The following is a 21145-nucleotide window of genomic DNA, read 5'->3' as shown; positions in this document are numbered from 1 at the left end:
GGTATAGTATAGGTTTTGAAAGGAAATGTATGGATTTTATAATAGCAGAAGAAGGTGTGCCTGTAAGTGTAGGTGCATATGGAGCAGAAATCGCATACTATGGTAGTGAGATAGTATTAAACTATGAGACGGAGCCGCCGATGGGGGATTTTATTTTCTCTGCCAAGTTGCCTTTACTTAATAAAGAACTTCCGTTTTGGATGTATGGAAGAAACCTTGTATTCTTGGATGCATATTATGTAATTGTAGAGAGTGTTAAAAAGAAAACCTGGGATCCTATAACTACTGTAATCGTTGATATTCATAGAGGAAAATATGCAAGTCTTAATCATTGGTATAGTGATATATCAGTGGAAGATGAAGTTGTGCTTAAAAACAGGTATGAAAAGAGTACACTGATATTAAAGAGCGTGGACGGATTGGAATGGATACAATTATAGTTATAAGGGGCGATTATCGCCCCTTATTTTAAAAATCTCTTGTAATATTTTTCAGCCATTTATAGCTTTTATAATGCTTATATACAAACGGTATTTTTACAAATTCATCGGTACATATAAGAAAGTATACCCACATCGGCGGAAGCTTAAGTACAAAAGCCGATATAAATCCCAAAGGGACGGCATATCCCCACATATCAATAGTGTCACAGATAAATCCCCACTTTGAATCTCCTCCGGAGCGGAAAATTCCACATATAAATGCGGTGTTTAGAGCCTGTCCCCAGATGTAGTACATACTTATATAAAGCATTATACTCAGGTAATCTCTTGCAGTAGTAGTCAGTGTTGCCATATTGAAAAATACAGGTCTTAAAACAAATATAACAATACTTCCAAGTAAAGCCGACAGTGCGGTTATTTTTAAGAAATGAGAAGAATCAGCTTTTACAGTGTTACTGTTTCCTGAACCGATGGACTTGCCAAGTATTATTGCACCTGCATTTGCAATACCGAAACATACGACGGTTCCGAAGTTTCTGGCTACTACTACAACAGCATTTGCGGCGACTATATCACCTCCAAGATGTCCCATTATTACAGAATACATTGAAAACGCAATTCCCCAAACTATCTCATTGCCGAAGGCAGGCATGGAGTATTTTAAGAAGTCTAAAAACAGAACTTTATTTGTATTAAAGACTGTTTTTATACGAAAGTGTATAGACTTAGGTATGAAGTTGTCAATGATACATATGGTAAGTTCTACACCTCTTGCAATAACGGTTGCAAGTGCAACTCCTATGATACCAAGTTTTGGAAGACCTAAAAATCCGAATATAAAAGTTGCGTTCAGAATAATATTGAGTAAAAAGGCCACCGTATATGCGGCGGTAGAGAAGTTTACCCTTTCAACACTTCTCATTGTGCAAAGATAAACCTGTGAAAAGCTCATAAGCAGATATGAAAAGCTTACAACCCTTAAGTACGGTATACCTGAGATTGTCAAGTTGGTATCGTTTGTGAAAATATGCATTAAAAATCCCGGGAAAAAGAATGCAAGTATAAAGAACACACTTGATATGGCGATAGAAAGTTGCATTGCAATACCCATTATGTTTTCTATAGTCTTTGTATCATTTTTGCCCCAATACTGTGCAGCCAACATGATAACACCGGATGAAATACCTGCATATACCAGATTCAGTATAAACATTATTTGATTGGCAAGTGAGCCGGCTGCAAGCGCATTCTGCCCTATGAAGCCGAGCATTATAACATCTGCCGACCCTACAGCAGTTGTAACAATATTTTGTATAACTATCGGAAGGGCAAGCCTTATGATGTCTCTGTTAAATGTAGAATTGGTTTTTGTTATATACATATTTCCTCCATAAAATCTTTAAAAACAGAGTGATTGTTTTATTATATTGGCGGCAGATGATTAAGTCAAATGTTAAATAAGGGTACAAAAAAGGTACTTGACAAAAATATTCCTCTCGTGTAGAATACATACTTGCAATGTGTGTGTAGCTCAGCTGGATAGAGCACTTGGCTACGGACCAAGGTGTCGGGAGTTCGAATCTTCTCACGCACGTTTTTAGAGCCTCAGCAACCTTGCTGAGGCTTTTGTTTTATAAAGAGTAAGTAAAAGGAAAATATGGGAATAGTAAAGGCGACAAAGCTTATATTTGATTATATAACAAGAGATGAAGCGGACAATGTAGAGGATGTGAAAAGGGCTATCAACAATTTAAATATTGATATCACTCAAGGAGATTTTGTGGCGGTTTTAGGACATAACGGCTCCGGTAAATCCACATTTGCAAAGCACTTAAACGGTATATTATTACCTACAGAGGGAACTGTATTTATTTCAGATTTGAATACCGCAAATGATGAAACACTGCTTGATTTGAGAAAGATGGTGGGAATGGTGTTCCAAAATCCGGACAATCAGATAATAGGAAATGTAGTGGAGGAAGATGTGGCATTCGGACCTGAAAATATAGGCATTCCGACAGATGAGATGTGGAAGAGGGTAGATGCTGCACTTGAAGCGGTAGGAATGACCGCTTACAGATATAAATCCCCGAACAAACTCTCAGGAGGACAAAAGCAAAGAGTGGCCATAGCAGGTATTATGGCTATGAAGCCCAAGTGTATTGTACTTGATGAACCTACAGCCATGCTTGATCCGAACGGCAGAAAAGAAGTTATAAAGACAGTACTTGAACTGAATAAAAAGGAAAATATTACCGTAATACTTATTACCCACTATATGGAAGAAGTTATAGAGGCTGACAGGGTCATTGTCATGGATGAGGGAAAGATAGTAATGGATGGAACACCGAAAGAGGTCTTTTCTCATGTGGAAGAGCTTAAAAAGCTTAGACTTGATGTACCGAGTACAACTGAACTGGCATATGAATTGAAGCAAGCAGGGCTGAAATTACCTGACGGCATACTTACACTGGATGAATTGGTGGATAATCTTTTGCCGATACTAAAATAAACATATTTGGAGAAGAAAATGCAAGAAAATGTGCAAGATATTCAAATAGAAGCAAAAAAATTAAACTTTATATATGGAGAAGGAACTGCTTTTGAACAGTATGCCTTAAAAGATGTATCATTTAAGATAAGAAGGGGAGAGTTTGTAGGGATTATCGGACATACAGGCTCAGGAAAGTCAACATTGATACAGCATCTAAACGGACTGATAAAATCCACTTCAGGTGAACTTTACTTTAACGGTGAAAATATATATGCTCCGAAATATGACCTAAGACTTTTAAGACAAAAGGTAGGACTTGTATTTCAGTATCCTGAGCATCAACTTTTTGAGGTGGATGTGCTTTCAGATGTGGAATTCGGTCCGAAAAATCAAAAGCTATCTGAGCTTGAGATAGAAGCCAGAGCAAAGGAGAGTCTGGCACTTGTCGGACTTGATGAAAGCTTTTATAAGAAATCACCGTTTGAACTTTCAGGAGGTCAAAAAAGAAGAGTTGCCATAGCCGGAGTTTTGGCAATGAATCCTGAGGTACTTATATTGGATGAACCTACGGCAGGGCTTGACCCGAAGGGCAGGGATGAGCTTTTTGATGAAATTATTGAACTGAAGAAAAAAAGGGATATGACAATTATCCTTGTATCACACAGTATGGAAGATGTAGCAAAGTATGTAGACAGATTGCTTGTTATGAATAAGGGTGAACTTGTGCTTGACGGAACACCTAAGGAAGTATTTAAACAATATAAATTCCTTGAAAGTATAGGACTTAGTGCTCCGGGGATAACCTATATAGTTGAAAGGTTGAAAAAAGAAGGTATTGACCTGGGAGATGATATAACGACAATAGAAGAAGCCAGGGATGCAATATTAAAATATATTAAGAGAAAGGATAAAAATGCTTAGAGATATTACATTGGGACAGTATTATCCGGTAGATTCTTTTATACATAGACTTGATCCGAGAACAAAACTTTTTGGAACCATGATTTTTATTATTTCTCTTTTTATAGCCGATTCATGGCTTAGTTATGGACTTGCAACAGTGTTTTTGGTAATTGCCATAGGACTTTCAAAAGTTCCTGTGAAGTTTATGCTAAAGGGACTTAAGGCGGTGCTTGTACTGCTTATAATAAGTGTAAGTTTTAATCTGTTTTTAACAGACGGTGAGGTACTTTTTAAGTTTTGGATATTTAAGATAACAAGAGAAGGCATCAGAGTATCGTTGTTTATGGGGATGAGGCTGATTTTCCTTATAGTCGGTTCTTCTGTAATGACACTTACCACAACACCGAATGCACTTACAGACGGACTTGAAAAGAGCCTCGGTTTTTTGAAGGCGGTGAGGATACCTGTGCATGAGATATCAATGATGATGTCTATTGCCCTTAGATTTATTCCTATATTGATAGAAGAAACCGATAAAATAATGAAGGCTCAGATGGCAAGAGGTGCAGATTTTGAGTCGGGAAATATTATACAAAAGGCAAAGGCGATGGTTCCGCTTCTTGTGCCGCTTTTTATTTCTGCGATGAGAAGAGCGACAGATCTTGCTATGGCAATGGAAGCCAGATGTTATCATGGTGGAGACGGAAGAACCAAGCTTAAGCCGCTTAAATATAAGAGAGAAGATATATTGACATATTTATACTATCTGGTATATATGTCGATATGTATTGCTGTAGTTTTTTGTTTTTAGAAAGTAGGAGCATGAGAAGGATAAGACTTATAGTATCCTATGACGGTACGAATTACTGTGGTTGGCAAAAGCAACCTAACGGAATCACTGTGGAAGAGATATTAAACAGGGCAATTTCTAAGTTGACAGGAGAGGAAATAGAAGTGATAGGTGCTTCAAGAACCGACTCGGGTGTTCATGCTTATGGAAATGTTGCGGTATTTGATACAAATGTCAGAATGGCGGCAGATAAGTTCGCATTTGCAATCAATCAAAGATTGCCTGATGATATCAGAATACAATATTCGGATGAGGTGGAGTCAGACTGGCATCCAAGGAAAAACGACTGTATAAAGACCTATACATATAGGATTTTAAATCGAAAGATTGATATACCTACAGAAAGACTTTATGCTCATTTTTGCTATTTTAATCTGGATGTTGAAAAGATGAGAGAGGCAAGCGGTTATTTTATCGGAACTCATGACTTTACAAGCTTTTGCTCACAAAAGTCACAGGCTTCTTCACCTATAAGGACTGTATTTTCTTTAGAAGTTTTACAGGATGAGGATATGATCACTATTGTGGTAAGGGGAGACGGTTTCCTTTACAATATGATTCGTATAATAGCAGGCACACTTATAAAGGTTGGGATGGGTGTTTATCCGCCAAGCCATATCACTGAAATAATGAAGGCAAAGGAAAGAAAATTTGCAGGTCAGACAATGCCTGCAAAGGGACTGACATTGGTTGAAATAGAATATATTTAGACAGGATGCGAGATGATCGCATCTTTTTTATTGTAAAAAGATATTATGTAAAATCAGCTCTTGATATTTAATTATTGCTTAAAAAAAGAGGGAAATATATGAAACTGATACGATTTAAATTTAGTGTAAAATAATTAGTAATAATAGGAATTATTATTAGTTAAAACGCCGAAATTACAAAATACTATTGCATATACAATTATTTTATGTTAAATATAATAGCAAGGGGTTAGGAAAACCTATCATTTGAATATTTATTAAATTCTATGATATGGATGTACCTGTTCCGGTTGAAACAAAAATTGATTTTTTATATAAGGAGGCAGTTATGTCATTAATTAACAAGGAAGTTGGAGAGTTTAGCGTACAGGGATTTCATAATGGAGATTTTGTTGAAGTATCTAAGAAGGATATCTTAGGAAAGTGGAGTGTATTTTTCTTCTATCCTGCAGATTTCACATTTGTATGCCCTACAGAGTTGGAGGATTTACAGAAGAATTATAAGGAGTTTAAAGAGGCCGGATGTGAGATTTACTCAGTTTCAACAGATACTCATTTTACACATAAGGCATGGCATGATCATTCAGAGCGTATTTCAAAGATTGAGTATCCGATGCTTGCAGATCCTACACATGTACTTTCAAGAGATTTTGAAGTATATATTGAGGAAAACGGGTTGGCAGAGAGAGGTTCTTTTATTATCAATCCTGACGGAAAGATCGTTTCTTATGAAGTAAATGCAGGCGGAGTAGGAAGAAATGCGGATGAGCTTTTAAGAAAACTTCGTGCTTGTCAGTTCGTTCATGAGCATGGTGATCAGGTTTGCCCTGCTAAGTGGCAGCCGGGTGCTGAAACATTAAAGCCAAGTCTTGATCTTGTAGGTCAGTTATAATATTAGGGGATACTATGAGTAAAAACATGTATGATGCAGTCATTGTAGGTGGAGGTCCCGCAGGTCTGACAGCGGCTATTTACTTAGCCAGAGCGTATTATCGTGTACTTGTTATAGAAAAAGAAAAATTCGGTGGTCAGATTACTCTGACCGCTGAAGTTGTAAATTATCCGGGCATAGAGCATATATCAGGAGCAAAACTCGGAGAGCAGATGAGAAAGCAGGCACAAAACTTCGGTGCCGAGTTCTTACTTGCTACAGTAAACTCTATTGATATGGACGGCGATATTAAAAAGGTTCATACATCAAAAGGGGATATTGAGTGTTTTGGAGTAATACTTGCTACAGGGGCATCACCGAGAATGATAGGATTTGAAGGTGAGGCAAAGTTTAAGGGTCATGGTGTTGCATACTGTGCGACTTGTGATGGAGAATTCTTTAAAGGAAAGGAAGTCTTTGTTGTAGGTGGCGGTTTTGCGGCAGCGGAAGAAAGTGTATTCCTGACAAAGTATGCAAAACATGTGACTATTCTTATAAGAGAGCCTGATTTTACCTGTGCAAAAACAACAGCACAACATGCTTATGATAATGAGAAGATTACTGTACTTACACATACTGAAGTGGTAAAAGTGGAAGGTGGAGACGTCCTTGAGAGAATTGTTTATAAAAACAATCAAACAGGCAAAGAGGAAGTCTTTGAAGATAAAGACGGTTTCGGTGTATTCGTTTTTGCAGGGTATGAGCCTGCAACCTCTATAGTAAAGGACTTCGGTATACTGGATGAAAGAGGACATGTAATTACGGATGCCTCGAAGAAAACTGCAATAGAAGGTCTGTATGCGGCAGGAGATGTTTGTATAAAGCCTCTCAGACAGGTGGTAACAACTGTCGGAGATGCAGGTATTGCGGCTACAGAACTTGAAAAGTATATTGCTGCAATGGAAAAAAAGACAGGTATTAAGCCTATAGTTCCTATCAGACAGTCAGGTGCAGGAAAGGGAAGTTTACCTAAGGAGGAAGTCAAAGAAGAAGGATTGTTCTCATCAGATATGCTTGCACAGTTAAACACTGTATTCGGAAAGATGGAGAAAAATATTCTTTTGAAGGTATATGTGAAAGATGATGATGTATCAAAAGAATTGCTTTCATATATGAATGAACTTGGCAAACTGACAGATAAGATTTCTGTAAAAGAAGTACATGATGAAACAAAGGCACCGGTTGTAGAAATATATAAGGATGGAGAGTACAGCGGTTTGGCTTTCCATGGTGTTCCGGGAGGACATGAATTTACTTCTTTTATTCTCGGTATATATAATGTATCAGGTCCGGGACAGGGCTTAAGTGATGATATAAGAGAAAAGATACTAAAAATAAAGGATAAAGTTTCATTTAAGATTTTAGTGTCACTCAGTTGTACTATGTGTCCTGACCTTGTTGTAGCGGTACAAAGAATTGCTTCATTAAATAAAAATATTGATGCACAAGTTTATGATATAAATCATTTCGGGGATCTCAGAGAGAAGTATCATGTAATGAGTGTACCATGTATGGTAATAAATGAGGATAAGGTGTTATTCGGTAAGAAGAATATTGAAGAGGTATTGGATTATATAAATAAATAATACAAAGTGTCTTTATAAAAAGGCTGAACTTCAGTACAAAAAACAAAGGTATTGTACAGGTTCAGCCTTGCTTTTTATATTAAAATAATGCTAATATATTAAGCAGTCTGACATAAGGGGAATAATAATGAAATTAAATCAAAAAAGTATTTTAGAAAATGTAGCAGTATGGGAAAAACTAGGATACTCTCTGCCCAAGTATGACAGAGAACAGGTTAAGAAAAATACTTTAGCAAATCCCAACTGGATTCATTTCGGTGCCGGAAATATTTTCAGAGCTTTTCAGGCAAATGTTCTTAACAATCTTTTGAATGAAAAGAAAACAGATATCGGTCTTGTGGTTGCTGAAGGATTTGACTATGAAATAATAGATAAGGCATTCAAGTCATTTGATGACCTTACAATATATATGAAACTCTGCTGTGATGGTACAGTTGAAAAGAATATAGTAGGTTCCGTAGTGGAGTCTTTGAGAGTGGATCCGGAAAATTCAGACTATGAAACTTTAAAGGAGTTGTTTAGAAATCCTTCACTTCAAATGGTAAGCTTTACCATAACTGAAAAAGGTTATTTAGTGGCAGACGGAAACGGAAACACTCCGGCAGGGATAGAGGCGGATTTTAAGGCGGGACCTGATAAGTCTGCAAGCTACATGGGTAAGGTATGTGCCATGCTTTATGAGAGATTTAAGGCCGGAGAGCTTCCTGTAGCTATGGTAAGTATGGATAACTGTTCACATAACGGTGACAAACTGAAGGCCGCTGTTGTAGCATTTGCAAAGAACTGGTGTGATAATAATGTTTGTGATAAAGGATTTTTATCATATGTATCAGACCCTGAAAAGGTAAGTTTCCCATGGTCTATGATTGATAAGATAACACCGAGACCGGCTGATTCTGTAATGGATATGCTTATAAAGGACGGTATAGAGGATATAGACTTTGTTAAGACAAGTAAGAATACTTTTGTGGCTCCATTTGTAAATGCGGAGGAGACAGAGTACCTTGTTATAGAGGATAGCTTCCCAAACGGCAGGCCGAGACTTGAAGAGGGTGGAGTGATATTTACAAAGCGTGAGGTTGTAGACATGGTGGAAAGAATGAAGGTATGTACATGTCTTAATCCGCTTCATACGGCACTTGCAATTTATGGTTGCCTGCTTGATTATAAGAAAATCAGTGATGAGATGAGGGATGATGAGCTTACAAAGCTTATAAAGACTATAGGCTATAAAGAAGGACTTCCTGTAGTTACAAATCCGGGTATTATTGACCCTAAGGATTTTATAGATACAGTAGTAAAAGTAAGACTTCCAAATCCGTTTATGCCCGATACACCGCAAAGAATTGCCTGTGATACATCACAAAAGCTTGCAATAAGATTCGGTGAGACAGTTAAGGCGTATGAAAAGAGCGATAGTTTAAAAGTTTCAGATCTTAAGCTTATTCCACTTGTATTTGCAGGTTGGGCAAGATATCTTATGGGGATAGATGACAATCTGAATAAATTTGAACTAAGTCCGGATCCGCTACTTGATAAGGTAGTTCCTATGGTAGCAGATATAAAGATTGGAGACAGTGATATACATTCAAAGTTTGAGAAGTTATTTAGTGATGCTTCAATATTCGGAGTAAATCTATATGATGTGGGACTTGGTGAAAAGTCGGAAAAATACTTTGCAGAACTTATTGCAGGTAAGGGTGCAATAAGAGCTACATTAAAAAAATATGTTGATTGATATTAGTGACCTTGTTGCTTTTATTATATAGATATTATAGTAAGGAGAATGCTATGCAAATGACTTGGCGATGGTACGGAGAAGGAAATGACTCCGTTACTTTAAAGCAAATCAAGCAAATTCCGGGTATTGAAGGCATTGTTTGGGCATTGCATAATAAGGCTGCCGGAGAAGTCTGGGAAGTAAGCGAGATAGAAGAGGTAAGAAAGCAAATTGAGCCTTACGGTTTCAATATGGATGTTGTTGAGTCTGTAAATGTTCATGATGATATAAAGATCGGATTACCAAGCAGAGATAAACTTATAGAGAACTATAAAACGACTCTTAAGAACCTTGCGAAATTTGGTGTTAAGGTTGTGTGCTATAACTTTATGCCGGTGTTTGACTGGACAAGAACGGATCTACATCATCAGTTACCTGACGGTTCAAATGCACTTTTTTATGAGAAGAAGGTTATCAGAGAAGATCCTATGGAGATGGCAAGATATATTATTGAAGGCTCTAAGGGGTATACAATGCCCGGGTGGGAGCCTGAAAGACTTGAACATCTAAAGGAGCTGTTCGAGGCGTATAAGCCGGTTACAAAGGAGAAACTTTGGGAGAATCTAAGGTATTTTCTTGAGGCAATTATGCCGACTTGTGAGGAATGTAATATTAAGATGGCTATTCATCAGGACGATCCGCCATGGGATATTTTCGGACTTCCAAGACTTTTGGTGGATGAAGCAGCTATTGACAGGTTTTTGAAACTTGTAGATAATCCATATTCAGGACTTACTCTGTGTTCAGGTTCACTCGGTGCAAATGAACATAACAAGGTTGCCGATATAGTAAGAAAGCACTGTGACAGAATCTACTTTGCACATATAAGAAATGTAAAGCACTATGAAGGCGGAGATTTCTCAGAGGTTTCACATAGAGACTGTGACGGAGATGTAGGTATCTTAGATATAATCAAGGCATACCATGACTGTGGGTATACAGGCTATATTCGCCCTGATCATGGAAGGCATATCTGGGATGAGAAGTGCAGACCGGGGTATGGTCTGTATGATAGAGCATTGGGTGTTATGTATATACTTGGCGTATGGGATACATTGGAAAAGTTTGATAGAAAACAATAAATATATTTTGCTCTGTAAATATTTTTGGTTAGATTCAATATATTTCTCTTGTTTTCTATAAAAATAAACGAAAAGTTCAACAATAAATAATCTATATAATATTAAATATAGTAAGTTTTATAGATTACTTATTCTGATGTAATATTTTTGTAATTTTTTAGAAAGATAAATTAGATTGAATTATACCTGTAACGGTGGTATCATCCTAGTGTTTCATAAATGAAGTTTTAATCATAAATGGAGGGATATATGAGACGATTATTAACAACAATAACATTGGGAGTTGGATTGACAATGGGAGCTGCATTTGCAGCTAATGCAACTCCGTCTGCAATAGTAATACCCGGTGCCCATACTACAACTGTTACAACAACAACCGCATCAACACAGCCTTTAGCATCACCGTCTGTACCTAATGCTACAGGCTCCAATTCTCGCAGACGTGGCGGCGGCGGTTCATCAGGAGGCGGTTCAGGTTCAGGATCAGGTTACAGATCGTCAAGGAATGCCGTTCAGAGTTCTACAGCCGGTACATGGCAGAAGGATGCAAAGGGTTGGTGGTTAAGCTATGGTGCAGGTAATTATGCAAAGAACACTTGGGTATTTAAAGATGATAAGTGGTATTACTTTGATGTTGAGGGATATATGCTTACATCATGGAGACATATTAATAACAACTGGTACTATATGCATGATGACGGTCATATGAATACCGGATGGCTTAGAACAGAGAATACACATAAGTGGTATTACTTTGATAATTCAGGTGCTATGTGGTACAATGCAACAACTCCTGACGGTTACTATGTAAATAATGACGGAGAATATGTAGCTAAATAATTTTTAAACTTTGAGCAGACAGGTATGGACTGTCTGCTTTTTTCTAAGGATAACCTTATTATACTTGGTGGAAAGATAAATATTGACTCTGTGGGTAAGGCAATAAAGGGAAAAGACTCTGTAAGTATAGAAAATGCCGATATCACTATAAATGCTGAAGATACCGGTATAACTACAGACGGTGCTACTGAAGTAACTATAGCTACAGGCGGAAATACTGTCGGTGAGAGAACATCAAAAGGTCCCGGAGCTTTTGACAAACGGCAGACCGGGAGGAAATTCTAAAGGCGGTCAGCCGCCGCAAAAGCCTACAGATGCAAGCAGAAATGAGCTAAAGATGCCACAAGCGCCAAGTAAAGAGTCATCCGAATAAAATGAAAACTGAAATATATATTTAATAAATGCATATAAAATGATAAACTTAGATAGAGGGTTGGTTGCCCTCTATTTTTTAGGTAAGGAGATTTATGGATATATACATGGCACCGATGGAGGGTGTGACAAATTATGTGTTCAGAAAGGTATATATAAGACATTTTAGCGGAGTGGACAAGTTCTTTACACCTTTTATTACACCACATATGAAAAAGGGATTTTCAAAATCCGAGCTGATGGAGCTTGATAAAGATTATAACAAAGGTCAGTATCTTATCCCACAGATACTTACTAACAGTGTACAAGATTTTTTTAAGCTCTCCGGTGAAATAAAACAGATGGGATATAATGAGCTTAATATAAATATCGGATGTCCGTCAGCTACTGTGACATCAAAAGGCAGAGGTTCAGGATTTTTGCAGGATACAAAAGCAATTGATAAATTCTTCTATGAAATATTTGAAAAAACAGTAGATATCAAAATCTCTATAAAGACAAGAATAGGATTTTGTGATTATTCCGAGTGGGATGATTTAGTTAAAGTATATGAAAAGTATAATTTTTGTGAAATCATCATTCATCCAAGACTTAGAAGTGATTTCTACAAAAATAAAGTCTATATTCCGGCGTTTATAGAAGCTTGTAAAATTTTAAAATCCAAGCTTGTATATAATGGCGATATAAATACAATGGATGATTTTAAAATATTAAATGAGCAGCTGAAAGAAAATAAAGTTGATACTGTAATGATTGGCAGAGGGTTGGTAAGAAATCCTCTATTGCCGGAAGCTATAAAAACCGGTGCAAAGATAACAGATTTAAGAAAGACGGTAGACTTTTTGGATGATATAAAAGAAGAGTATTTGTCGCTTGATTTTGGAGAAAGGAATACCTTATTTAAACTGAAGGAACTTTGGGGTATGGTATTATCGGATGAAAGATACAGTAAGATTTTAAAGAGAATAAGGAAAGCCGATACAATAAATAAATACAAAAAGCATATAGAAGAACTGAGGATTAGTTAACTATAAAGATATTGTTATAAAAAAGTAAGAAATTAATTTACGCTAACTTGTTGCAAGATAATAATAAATGCTATATACTTTATAAAGTATCAGTGAAAATTAGATGTATTTTTACTGACAATAAGACATTTAAGGAGGCAAATTATGGGAGCAACCTTTTTTGCGGCATTTGCAGCATTTTTAGTCGGTATTGTTTGTTTTTCAGTTATTATTTACATTATCGAAGTTATAGGAATATTCAAATCATTTGAGAAGATGGGACTTGAAGGTTGGAAAGCAATAATTCCATTTTATAATGCTTATCTCTATGGAGAAAAGGTGTGGACTGCCAATTACGGTCTTTTTGTATGGGTGGTGTCTGCTGTCAATACTCTTGTGATTTCAAGGATAGCAAAGACCGGCGGTTTTATCGGCGGACTGTTTGGAATAATCGGGCTTGTAGCAACTGTGATCTTTGTAGTCGGCAGAGCCAGATTTTGTTATTGGATATCCAAATCTTTTGGCTATGAGATACCTTTTGCAGTAGGTTTATTCTTTTTACCGTTTGTGTTCCATTTAATCGTTGGTTTCGGAGATGCAAAATATCGTGGAAATGCATTCTTAGAGAGTGGATCACAGTACTAAAATATAAAATGAGGAAGGCGAGGGCCTTCCTTTTTTATGTCCATCCTCCATCCACTGTAATAATCTGTCCTGTGATATAGTTTGATGTAGCTATTTTATATACCAGGCTTGCAACTTCAGACGGTTGTCCTGCTCTGCCCATCGGGATTTCTTCAAAAATTGTATCTAACTCGTTTTTTTCAAACACTTTATTCATATCGGTATCTATAAAACCCGGTGATATAGCATTTACCAAAATATTACTTGGTGCCAGTTCCTTTGCCAGTGCCTTTGTAAAGGAATTTAAGCCGCCCTTTGAAGCGGAATAAGCCACCTCTGTAGATGCACCGCTGTTGCCCCAGACAGATGATATATTTATTATATGACCGCTTTGCGTTTTTAACATGCCGGGAATGATATATTTTGACATTAAAAATGCAGATGTGAGATTGATATCCAGTATATTATGCCAATCAGTAATTGACATATCCTGAAGCAGTCCGATATATGCTATACCTGCATTATTTATAAGAATATCTATATGCCCAAGCTTTTTTGTAGAATAAAATATAAAGTCCCTGACAGTTTCTTCCTTTGTGACATCACAAAGGCTTGTATAGCAATCTACTCCTTCATTTATGACAAATTGCTTGGTTTCTTCCAAGCCGTCAAAGTCGGATTTTGCACATCCTATAATATTATACTTGTTCTTTGCAAATTCAATTGCAACAGCTCTTCCAATACCTTTTGAAGCTCCGGTTATAAGCACATTCATTACCTTCTCCTCCTTATTTTAAAATCATTATAGTTTAAATATTGTAAAATAAAAAGCTGTAGTTTGTACCTTAAAAACTGCTTTTTATACCTTTTATGTGTATAATGAAAATAGGCTGATATAATGGCAATCGTTAGAGAAATTATATAAAAATAGAGTGATACAGGAGTTACACATTATAGAGTGATATAAAAGATGGTATAGGAGTTTTAAAAGAGAATATAGGGACTTGGTAAAAAGCTGTCAGTGTTGACAGCTTTTTTAATTAGGGAAAATTATTGAGAATCTATATAAACTGTCGTTCATACCTAAAAAACTGCTGTTTATACCTTTTTTATAAAAAAATATATTTTAATGCTATAATCACAATTGTCAAAGCTAAGGGATGTTTGAGGAATCAAACTTTCAATAATATCAATGTGTAAATGTTGGAGTGGTTGTTACAGTGATATAGTGAAGACAGAGTGATAGAGTGTTAAAGAGTGAATAGGAGTTGGTAATATTTTAGAGTGATGAAAGTTAGAGTAGATATCAACGCATTAGAGTGATATTAAACGCAAAATTAGAGCATTGTATAGAGTGATAAATGTTGGAGTAAATATCAACGCATTAGAGTGGTTTTAAATGCAAAATTAGAGCGTTGCATTAGGATAATAAATGTTGGAGTAGATATCAGCGCATTAGAGTGATATTAAACGCAAAATTAGAGCATTGTATAGAGTGATAAATATTTAGAGTAAAATAAAAGGTATGGTGAAACGATGCACCATACCTTTTATTTGTCTAAAAGTTCTCTTTCTCGTCTTCTGATATCAAGTTCATCTGTAACAAGGTCTTTTAGTGAAATATTATCCACTACATTGTTGATGGCATCCTCCACTTTTTTGAAAAGATTCTGTGTTACACAAAAGTCTGAGTGTACACAATTGCCATTGCCGTCCAGACAATCTACAGGAGCAAGAGACCCCTCTGTAAGTCTTAATATTTCACCTACTGTATATTCTTCTACAGGCTTTACCAGAAGGTATCCGCCTTGAGCACCACGAATACTTTTTACAAGTTTGGCCTTAGATAAAATGGAAACTATTTGCTCTAAATATTTTTCTGAAATTCCGTAGGATTTTGAAACCTGATTTATTTTGGTGGGTGTTTCCATGTTTATGGCAAACTCCACCATCATCTTCAGTGCATATCTACCTCTAGTAGAAATTTTCATTTGACTCCTCTTTTCTATAATAAACTGATAATCCTTGATTTTATCAGCTTTCTCTCAATGCCTAGTATATAACTGGGAATTGATATTATCATATCAAATATGGAAATAAATGTAAACATTATAGATGATATAATTAAAATGTGATATAATAAAACCTTTAAGAGAGTATATATGATTATCTACAGAAAGGATAAAGATGGAGAAAAATAATCATTTTTTAGATAATGCAGAAGCTGTTTTTAAGGGTATGAATACTTTTCTCACAACTAAGACCGTTGTGGGAGAACCTATAATAGTTGGTGATACTACTATAGTGCCGCTGGTGGATGTAAGTTGCGGTATGGCGGCAGGTACCTTTGACAATACTTCAAAATCAAATGGCGGAGGCGGTATGAGTGCTAAAATTTCACCTACTGCAATGCTTATAATTCAAGAAGGCAGAACAAAGGTTGTAAATATAAAGAATCAGGATGCTATAACAAGATTGCTTGATATGATTCCGGACCTTGTAAATAAGATAACCAATAAGTCGGATGTAGATAAAGAAGCTACCAAAAAAGCGGAAACTATATTAAATGATAGCGAAAGCAAATATACTGATTGACATTTGGTACCGATTTAATGTATACTAAGTCCGTATGCCGCTCAATGTTGGTTTCAAGCTTGATTTTAAGCACCAATTTTGGCGAGTAATGATAATAGGAGGTATCCTTATGTACGCAATTATTGCTACAGGTGGTAAGCAGTATAAGGTTTCAGAAGGAGATATCATTAGAGTAGAGAAACTTGGAAAAGCAGACGGTGAGGCTGTTACATTTGATCAGGTTCTTGCACTAAACGATGGAGAACTCAAAATTGGAACACCTACTGTAACAGGAGCAAGTGTCAGTGCATCTGTTCTTAGAGAGGGCAAGGCTAAGAAGGTTATTGTATATAAGTACAAACCTAAAAAAGGTCACCACAAGAAGAACGGTCACAGACAGCAGTATACAGAAGTTAAGATTGAAAAGATTAATGCATAATCTTTATGATTGATGTTATTGTATTTGTTAAAGACGGCAAATATACCGGTTTGAAAGTTTCAGGTCATGCGGAATTTGAAGAAGAAGGAAAAGATATAGTATGTGCTGCAGTGTCGGTACTTACAATAAACTTGTCAAATTCGCTGGAACAATTTTGTGATGATAAGTTCACAGTTGATTGCAGTGACGGCTTGTTTTATCTTGTATTGCATGACAGAAGTGAAAAATCGGGAGTATTACTGGATTCATGTATTCTTGGCCTTATGGACATGGGGGAAGGATACAGTGAATTTATCAAGATTAATTTACAGGAGGTCAAGTAAATGTTTAAAATGAACCTTCAGCTTTTCGCTCATAAAAAAGGAGTCGGATCTACAAAGAACGGTCGTGATTCCGAGTCAAAAAGACTTGGTGCCAAGAGAGCAGACGGACAGTTCGTTTTAGCTGGAAATATACTATACAGACAGAGAGGTACAAAGATTCATCCTGGACTTAATGTAGGTCGTGGCGGTGATGACACTTTGTTCGCTACAGTTGATGGTGTAGTTCGCTTTGAAAGAAAGGGCAGAGACAAAAAGCAGGTTTCTGTTTACCCAAGAGCTATTGCTGAATAAGAGTTATGAGGCTTCATACAGATGTATGAGGCCTTATTTAGTATTGTAGGGGTAATGAGGTATTTATGTTTGCTGACAGTGCAAAAATTTTTATAAAATCAGGAAAAGGCGGTGACGGACATGTGAGCTTTAGAAGAGAGCTTTTTGTGGCAGCCGGCGGTCCTGACGGTGGAGACGGCGGAAAGGGTGGAGATATCATCTTTGAAGTAGATGAAGGTCTAAACACTCTTACCGATTTTAGAATGAAAAGAAAATATGTGGCAGGAGACGGTGAGCCGGGCGGTAAGAGAAAATGTCATGGAGCGGATGCAAAAAATCTTACGATTAAGGTACCTGAGGGTACTGTTATAAAAGACTTTGAATCCGGTAAGGTCATAGCGGATATGTCCGGAGATAACAAAAGAGAGGTGATCCTTAAAGGCGGTAAGGGTGGATTTGGAAATATGAACTTTGCTACAGCCACTATGCAGGTGCCGAAATTTGCCAAGCCGGGTCAGCCCGGAAAGGAAATGTTTGTCCTTTTAGAGCTTAAAGTTATTGCAGATGTGGGACTTGTAGGTTTTCCGAATGTAGGCAAGTCTACACTTCTTTCAAGAGTAAGTAATGCAAAGCCGAAGATTGCAAACTACCATTTCACTACTTTGGATCCACATCTGGGAGTGGTAGATGTAAAGGGTGCCGGAGGTTTTGTAATGGCGGATATTCCGGGACTTATTGAGGGTGCAAGCGAAGGCGTAGGTCTGGGTCATGATTTTCTTAGACATATAGAAAGAACCAAGGTACTTGTGCATGTAGTAGATGCGGCTTCTACAGAGGGCAGAGATCCTGTAGAAGATATAAAAACTATCATAAATGAACTGAAAAACTATGATGAGAGCTTACTTGGCAGACCTCAGGTGATAGCTGCAAATAAGATAGATGCAATATATAGTGAAGAAAATGACAGTATCAAAAGAATAAAAGAGGCTTTCCCTGATATTAAAGTATTCCCGATATCGGGTGTAAGCGGAAAGGGTATACCTGAGCTTTTATATGAGCTTGTAAACATTCTTTCCACTGTTGATAAAACTCCGACAGTTTTTGAAAAAGAATTTGAAATAGATTATTCAAGTGATAAGAATCTTCCGTTTACAGTGGAGATTGACGAGAATGGAGTGTTTGTTGTGGAAGGCCCAAGAATTGAGAAAATGCTTGGCTACACAAATCTTGATTCGGAGAAGGGGTTTGATTTCTTCCAAAAATTCCTTAAGACATCAGGAATACTGGAAAAGCTTGAGGAAGCCGGAATAGAAGATGGAAATACTGTTCGTATGTATGGCCATGAATTTGACTATTATAAATAATTAGGAGAGAAATGAATAGTAAACAAAGAGCATATTTAAAGGGTTTGGCAATGAATATTGACCCTATAATGCAAATAGGAAAGGCATCTTTGACTGATGAAAATATTTTTGCTGTTGCAGAAGCTATGGAGCCGAGAGAACTGATAAAGATATCAGTGTTGAAAAACTGTGCTGATGATCCTAAAATAATTGCAAATCATATTGCTTCACTTACGAGAAGTGAAGTGGTTCAAGTTATCGGAAAGAAGATAGTCTTGTATAAGCAGGCTGATAAGCCGAAAAACAGAAAAATAAATCTTCCGAAGTAGTATATGAGTATGTATAATGTAGGGATTCTCGGCGGTACATTTGACCCTATACATTTCGGGCATTTGATACTGGCAAAAGAAGCTAAAGATAAGTGCAAGCTGGATGAAATATGGTTTATGCCTGCAAAGACTCCGCCGCATAAGCTTAATAAAACAGTGAGTGACTTTTCAATGAGAAAAGATATGATAGAATTGGCGATAAAAGATTATGCGGGGTTTTATTGTTCAGACTTTGAAAATACATTGGAAGGAAATTCATATACCTTTAATACCTTAGAAAAACTTGAAAATAGGTTTTGCTGTGATGAATTTTATTTTATTATGGGTGCCGATTCCTTCTATGAGATAGAAACATGGAAAAATCCGGCTGTTATACTGAAGATAGCAAATCTTATAGTAGCTTCAAGAGATTATAGTAATGAAAACTTGACACTGAAGAGTCATTTTGAGTATTTGAAAGGCAAGTACGAGATAAAAGGTATCAGCTTTTTGGATACTGTGGATGTGGACATATCTTCAACCGAAATCAGAGAACTGGCAAAAGCGGGAGAGGATATAGGAAAATATGTTCCTGAAAGTGTTTGTAGGTATATAAAAGAGAAGAAAATATATGTTTGATTTCAGTCGTGAAAATATAGATCTTATAAAGACGGATTTGAAGGAAAAATTATCAAAAAAGAGATATGAACACACTTTGGGTGTGGCATATACAGCGGCGGCACTTGCTATGTGCTATGGTGAAGATGTGGTGAAGGCGGAGCTTTCAGGTGTTTTGCATGATATTGCCAAGGCTAAAAAATCATCAGAGTTGAAAGAGGATATGATTAATTATATTGACCCTTACACCGATTTATCTTATGTGGCTCTGATATCAGATAAGGCACCGCAGATTTTGCATGCTGTTTATGCACCATATTTGGCGAAAAAAGACTATAATATAGAAGATAAGGATATTCTTTCTGCAATAAGATGGCATACAACCGGTAAAAGAGATATGACTATGTTGGAAAAAATAGTATTTGTTGCAGATTATATTGAGCCGAACAGAAAAAAACTACCTGAGTTGGATAAGATAAGGACATTGTCTTTTCATGATTTGTCAAAGGCGGTAAAAGTAATAGCGAAGTCGACTATTAATTATTTGGGCAGTCAGGGCATGTATATTGACAGGTTTACATATGAACTAAGTGATGAGGTGTAGATGGAATTAAAAGAGATTGTAAAAAAAATTTATAAAATTATTGAGGATAAAAAAGGAGATGATATTAAGGTCATTGATATTAGTAAGATAAGTTCTATAGCTGATTATTTTATAATAGCCGGTGCAAATAATATAAATCAGGTACAGGCTATATCAGATGAAATAGACTTTATCTTAGGAAAAGAGGGTATCCTTCCGAAAGCTGTTGAGGGAAATAAGAATGCTACATGGATGTTGCTTGACTACAATGATATAGTGGTGCATATCTTCCTTAAAGAAGACAGAGTATTCTATGACCTTGAAAGGATCTGGAGAGACGGAACAGAAGTAGAGATATAAGAAAGAGCTGTCACAAAACGGTGACAGCTCTTTTAAGCTTATAACCTAAGCTCGCGATCGGACTCGAACCGACGACCTACTCATTACGAATGAGTTGCACTACCAACTGTGCTACACAAGCATGTATACAAACAAAGGAAGAGGTGAACTCTTCCTTACGATGACCAATCCGGGAATCGAACCCGGGTTTGCGCCGTGAGAGGGCGCCGTCTTAGCCGCTTGACCAATTGGCCCTAAGAACGGATATTAAACTTTTTGATGACCAATCCGGGAATCGAACCCGGGTTTACGCCGTGAGAGGGCGTCGTCTTAGCCGCTTGACCAATTGGCCCTTGAATCGAGGTGACAAGATTCGAACTTGCGACCTCAGCGTCCCGAACGCTGCACTCCACCAAACTGAGCCACACCTCGAGGAATTCAAGCAGGGGAAGAGGGGCTCGAACCCCCATTTACGGTTTTGGAGACCGTTGCTCTACCATTGAACTATTCCCCTATGCAAGGTACTTTGATAATATACCAGCAAAGTTATAATCTGTCAACAATTATTTTTTGCCTTTTTTTAAAAAAATTTATTGAAAATTTTTATATTAGTATTATAATCAAGGTGATATCAAAGTAATATATTAAAGGGGTGCTTGTACGGCTGAGAAAGGTTTGCCTTAACCCATAACCTGATCCGGGTAATGCCGGCGTAGGAGAGAAAAA

General features: G+C 36.9%; 25 protein-coding genes and 6 tRNA genes. 23 read left to right on the top strand and 8 right to left on the bottom strand.

What is annotated here, in order from left to right; all coding sequences use genetic code 11:
* Positions 1-29: 29 nt before the first annotated feature.
* Positions 30-440, top strand: a complete 411-nt coding sequence (locus HMPREF0381_RS08830) for a hypothetical protein (RefSeq protein ID WP_008751621.1) — start codon at positions 30-32, stop codon at positions 438-440.
* Between the two features lie 28 nt (positions 441-468).
* Here HMPREF0381_RS08830 and HMPREF0381_RS08825 read toward each other — a convergent pair whose 3' ends face one another.
* Positions 469-1824: an MATE family efflux transporter gene (locus HMPREF0381_RS08825; RefSeq protein WP_008751620.1), complete on the bottom strand. Its 1356-nt coding sequence runs from the start codon at positions 1822-1824 to the stop codon at positions 469-471.
* A 139-nt stretch (positions 1825-1963) separates the two neighbouring features.
* Here HMPREF0381_RS08825 and HMPREF0381_RS08820 point away from each other — a divergent pair.
* From HMPREF0381_RS08820 to HMPREF0381_RS08760, 13 genes are all read left to right on the top strand, one after another.
* Positions 1964-2037, top strand: a tRNA-Arg gene (locus HMPREF0381_RS08820).
* Between the two features lie 63 nt (positions 2038-2100).
* Positions 2101-2955: an energy-coupling factor transporter ATPase gene (locus tag HMPREF0381_RS08815; RefSeq protein ID WP_008751619.1), complete on the top strand. Its 855-nt coding sequence runs from the start codon at positions 2101-2103 to the stop codon at positions 2953-2955.
* Between the two features lie 18 nt (positions 2956-2973).
* Positions 2974-3858, top strand: a complete 885-nt coding sequence (locus HMPREF0381_RS08810; protein WP_008751618.1) for an energy-coupling factor transporter ATPase — start codon at positions 2974-2976, stop codon at positions 3856-3858.
* A complete protein-coding gene (locus tag HMPREF0381_RS08805; RefSeq protein WP_008751617.1) occupies positions 3851-4651 on the top strand; it encodes an energy-coupling factor transporter transmembrane component T family protein in 801 nt (266 codons plus the stop codon). Before HMPREF0381_RS08810 ends, HMPREF0381_RS08805 begins: the two co-directional genes overlap by 8 nt.
* 11 nt (positions 4652-4662) lie before the next feature.
* Entirely contained in the window at positions 4663-5400 is a 738-nt protein-coding gene (gene truA, locus HMPREF0381_RS08800) for a tRNA pseudouridine(38-40) synthase TruA (RefSeq protein WP_008751616.1), read from the top strand.
* Between the two features lie 328 nt (positions 5401-5728).
* Positions 5729-6292 (top strand): alkyl hydroperoxide reductase subunit C, encoded by a 564-nt coding sequence (gene ahpC, locus HMPREF0381_RS08795; RefSeq protein ID WP_040461807.1) that lies wholly within the window; start codon positions 5729-5731, stop codon positions 6290-6292.
* A gap of 14 nt (positions 6293-6306) precedes the next feature.
* Positions 6307-7917, top strand: coding sequence for an FAD-dependent oxidoreductase (locus HMPREF0381_RS08790; protein ID WP_008751614.1), 1611 nt, complete (start codon positions 6307-6309; stop codon positions 7915-7917).
* Between the two features lie 127 nt (positions 7918-8044).
* Positions 8045-9655: a mannitol dehydrogenase family protein gene (locus HMPREF0381_RS08785; RefSeq protein WP_008751613.1), complete on the top strand. Its 1611-nt coding sequence runs from the start codon at positions 8045-8047 to the stop codon at positions 9653-9655.
* A gap of 53 nt (positions 9656-9708) precedes the next feature.
* Positions 9709-10779, top strand: coding sequence for a mannonate dehydratase (gene uxuA, locus HMPREF0381_RS08780; RefSeq protein WP_008751612.1), 1071 nt, complete (start codon positions 9709-9711; stop codon positions 10777-10779).
* A gap of 249 nt (positions 10780-11028) precedes the next feature.
* Positions 11029-11619, top strand: coding sequence for a cell wall-binding protein (locus tag HMPREF0381_RS08775; RefSeq protein WP_040461331.1), 591 nt, complete (start codon positions 11029-11031; stop codon positions 11617-11619).
* A 24-nt stretch (positions 11620-11643) separates the two neighbouring features.
* A complete protein-coding gene (locus HMPREF0381_RS14635) occupies positions 11644-11904 on the top strand; it encodes a carbohydrate-binding domain-containing protein (RefSeq protein WP_008751610.1) in 261 nt (86 codons plus the stop codon).
* Positions 11905-12086: 182 nt separating this feature from the next.
* On the top strand, positions 12087-13019 hold the full coding sequence (locus tag HMPREF0381_RS08765; RefSeq protein ID WP_008751608.1) for a tRNA dihydrouridine synthase: 933 nt from the start codon (positions 12087-12089) through the stop codon (positions 13017-13019).
* Positions 13020-13163: 144 nt separating this feature from the next.
* On the top strand, positions 13164-13643 hold the full coding sequence (locus HMPREF0381_RS08760) for a DUF5684 domain-containing protein (protein WP_008751607.1): 480 nt from the start codon (positions 13164-13166) through the stop codon (positions 13641-13643).
* Between the two features lie 34 nt (positions 13644-13677).
* On the opposite strand, the gene ymfI is transcribed toward HMPREF0381_RS08760, so the two are convergent.
* Both ymfI and HMPREF0381_RS08750 read right to left on the bottom strand, forming a co-directional pair.
* Positions 13678-14397, bottom strand: coding sequence for an elongation factor P 5-aminopentanone reductase (gene ymfI, locus HMPREF0381_RS08755; RefSeq protein ID WP_008751606.1), 720 nt, complete (start codon positions 14395-14397; stop codon positions 13678-13680).
* Positions 14398-15172: 775 nt separating this feature from the next.
* A complete protein-coding gene (locus HMPREF0381_RS08750) occupies positions 15173-15613 on the bottom strand; it encodes an RrF2 family transcriptional regulator (RefSeq protein ID WP_008751605.1) in 441 nt (146 codons plus the stop codon).
* Between the two features lie 196 nt (positions 15614-15809).
* Between HMPREF0381_RS08750 and HMPREF0381_RS08745 the strand changes: the two genes are divergently transcribed.
* The 9 genes from HMPREF0381_RS08745 to rsfS all read left to right on the top strand — a co-directional run bounded on the left by HMPREF0381_RS08745 (position 15810) and on the right by rsfS (position 20440).
* Positions 15810-16217, top strand: coding sequence for a GerW family sporulation protein (locus tag HMPREF0381_RS08745; RefSeq protein ID WP_008751604.1), 408 nt, complete (start codon positions 15810-15812; stop codon positions 16215-16217).
* Between the two features lie 109 nt (positions 16218-16326).
* The gene (gene rplU, locus HMPREF0381_RS08740) at positions 16327-16635 is read left to right on the top strand and encodes a 50S ribosomal protein L21 (protein ID WP_008754171.1); all 309 of its coding nucleotides are present in this window, start codon (positions 16327-16329) and stop codon (positions 16633-16635) included.
* A gap of 5 nt (positions 16636-16640) precedes the next feature.
* The gene (locus tag HMPREF0381_RS08735) at positions 16641-16958 is read left to right on the top strand and encodes a ribosomal-processing cysteine protease Prp (RefSeq protein ID WP_008751602.1); all 318 of its coding nucleotides are present in this window, start codon (positions 16641-16643) and stop codon (positions 16956-16958) included.
* Positions 16959-17249, top strand: coding sequence for a 50S ribosomal protein L27 (rpmA, locus tag HMPREF0381_RS08730; protein WP_008751601.1), 291 nt, complete (start codon positions 16959-16961; stop codon positions 17247-17249).
* A 65-nt stretch (positions 17250-17314) separates the two neighbouring features.
* The gene (gene obgE, locus HMPREF0381_RS08725) at positions 17315-18592 is read left to right on the top strand and encodes a GTPase ObgE (RefSeq protein WP_008751600.1); all 1278 of its coding nucleotides are present in this window, start codon (positions 17315-17317) and stop codon (positions 18590-18592) included.
* An 11-nt stretch (positions 18593-18603) separates the two neighbouring features.
* Positions 18604-18900, top strand: a complete 297-nt coding sequence (gene yhbY, locus HMPREF0381_RS08720; protein WP_008751599.1) for a ribosome assembly RNA-binding protein YhbY — start codon at positions 18604-18606, stop codon at positions 18898-18900.
* 3 nt (positions 18901-18903) lie between these two features.
* Entirely contained in the window at positions 18904-19518 is a 615-nt protein-coding gene (nadD, locus tag HMPREF0381_RS08715) for a nicotinate-nucleotide adenylyltransferase (protein ID WP_008751598.1), read from the top strand.
* Positions 19511-20101, top strand: coding sequence for a bis(5'-nucleosyl)-tetraphosphatase (symmetrical) YqeK (gene yqeK / locus HMPREF0381_RS08710; protein WP_008751597.1), 591 nt, complete (start codon positions 19511-19513; stop codon positions 20099-20101). The genes nadD and yqeK overlap by 8 nt, the downstream gene beginning before the upstream one ends.
* Positions 20102-20440 carry a ribosome silencing factor gene (gene rsfS / locus HMPREF0381_RS08705; protein WP_008751596.1) on the top strand — a complete coding sequence of 113 codons (339 nt, stop codon included), beginning with the start codon at positions 20102-20104 and terminating at the stop codon, positions 20438-20440.
* 48 nt (positions 20441-20488) lie between these two features.
* On the opposite strand, the gene HMPREF0381_RS08700 is transcribed toward rsfS, so the two are convergent.
* From HMPREF0381_RS08700 to HMPREF0381_RS08680, 5 genes are all read right to left on the bottom strand, one after another.
* Positions 20489-20561, bottom strand: a tRNA-Thr gene (locus tag HMPREF0381_RS08700).
* Between the two features lie 40 nt (positions 20562-20601).
* A tRNA-Glu gene (locus tag HMPREF0381_RS08695) sits at positions 20602-20673 on the bottom strand.
* Positions 20674-20699: 26 nt separating this feature from the next.
* A tRNA-Glu gene (locus HMPREF0381_RS08690) sits at positions 20700-20771 on the bottom strand.
* A 6-nt stretch (positions 20772-20777) separates the two neighbouring features.
* Positions 20778-20851 (bottom strand) — tRNA-Pro (locus tag HMPREF0381_RS08685).
* A gap of 11 nt (positions 20852-20862) precedes the next feature.
* Positions 20863-20933, bottom strand: a tRNA-Trp gene (locus tag HMPREF0381_RS08680).
* Between the last annotated feature and the right edge of the window lie 212 nt (positions 20934-21145).

Source organism: Lachnoanaerobaculum saburreum DSM 3986, assembly GCF_000185385.1.
Lineage (GTDB): Bacteria > Bacillota > Clostridia > Lachnospirales > Lachnospiraceae > Lachnoanaerobaculum > Lachnoanaerobaculum saburreum.
This window is presented reverse-complemented; position numbering and strand designations above follow the sequence as displayed.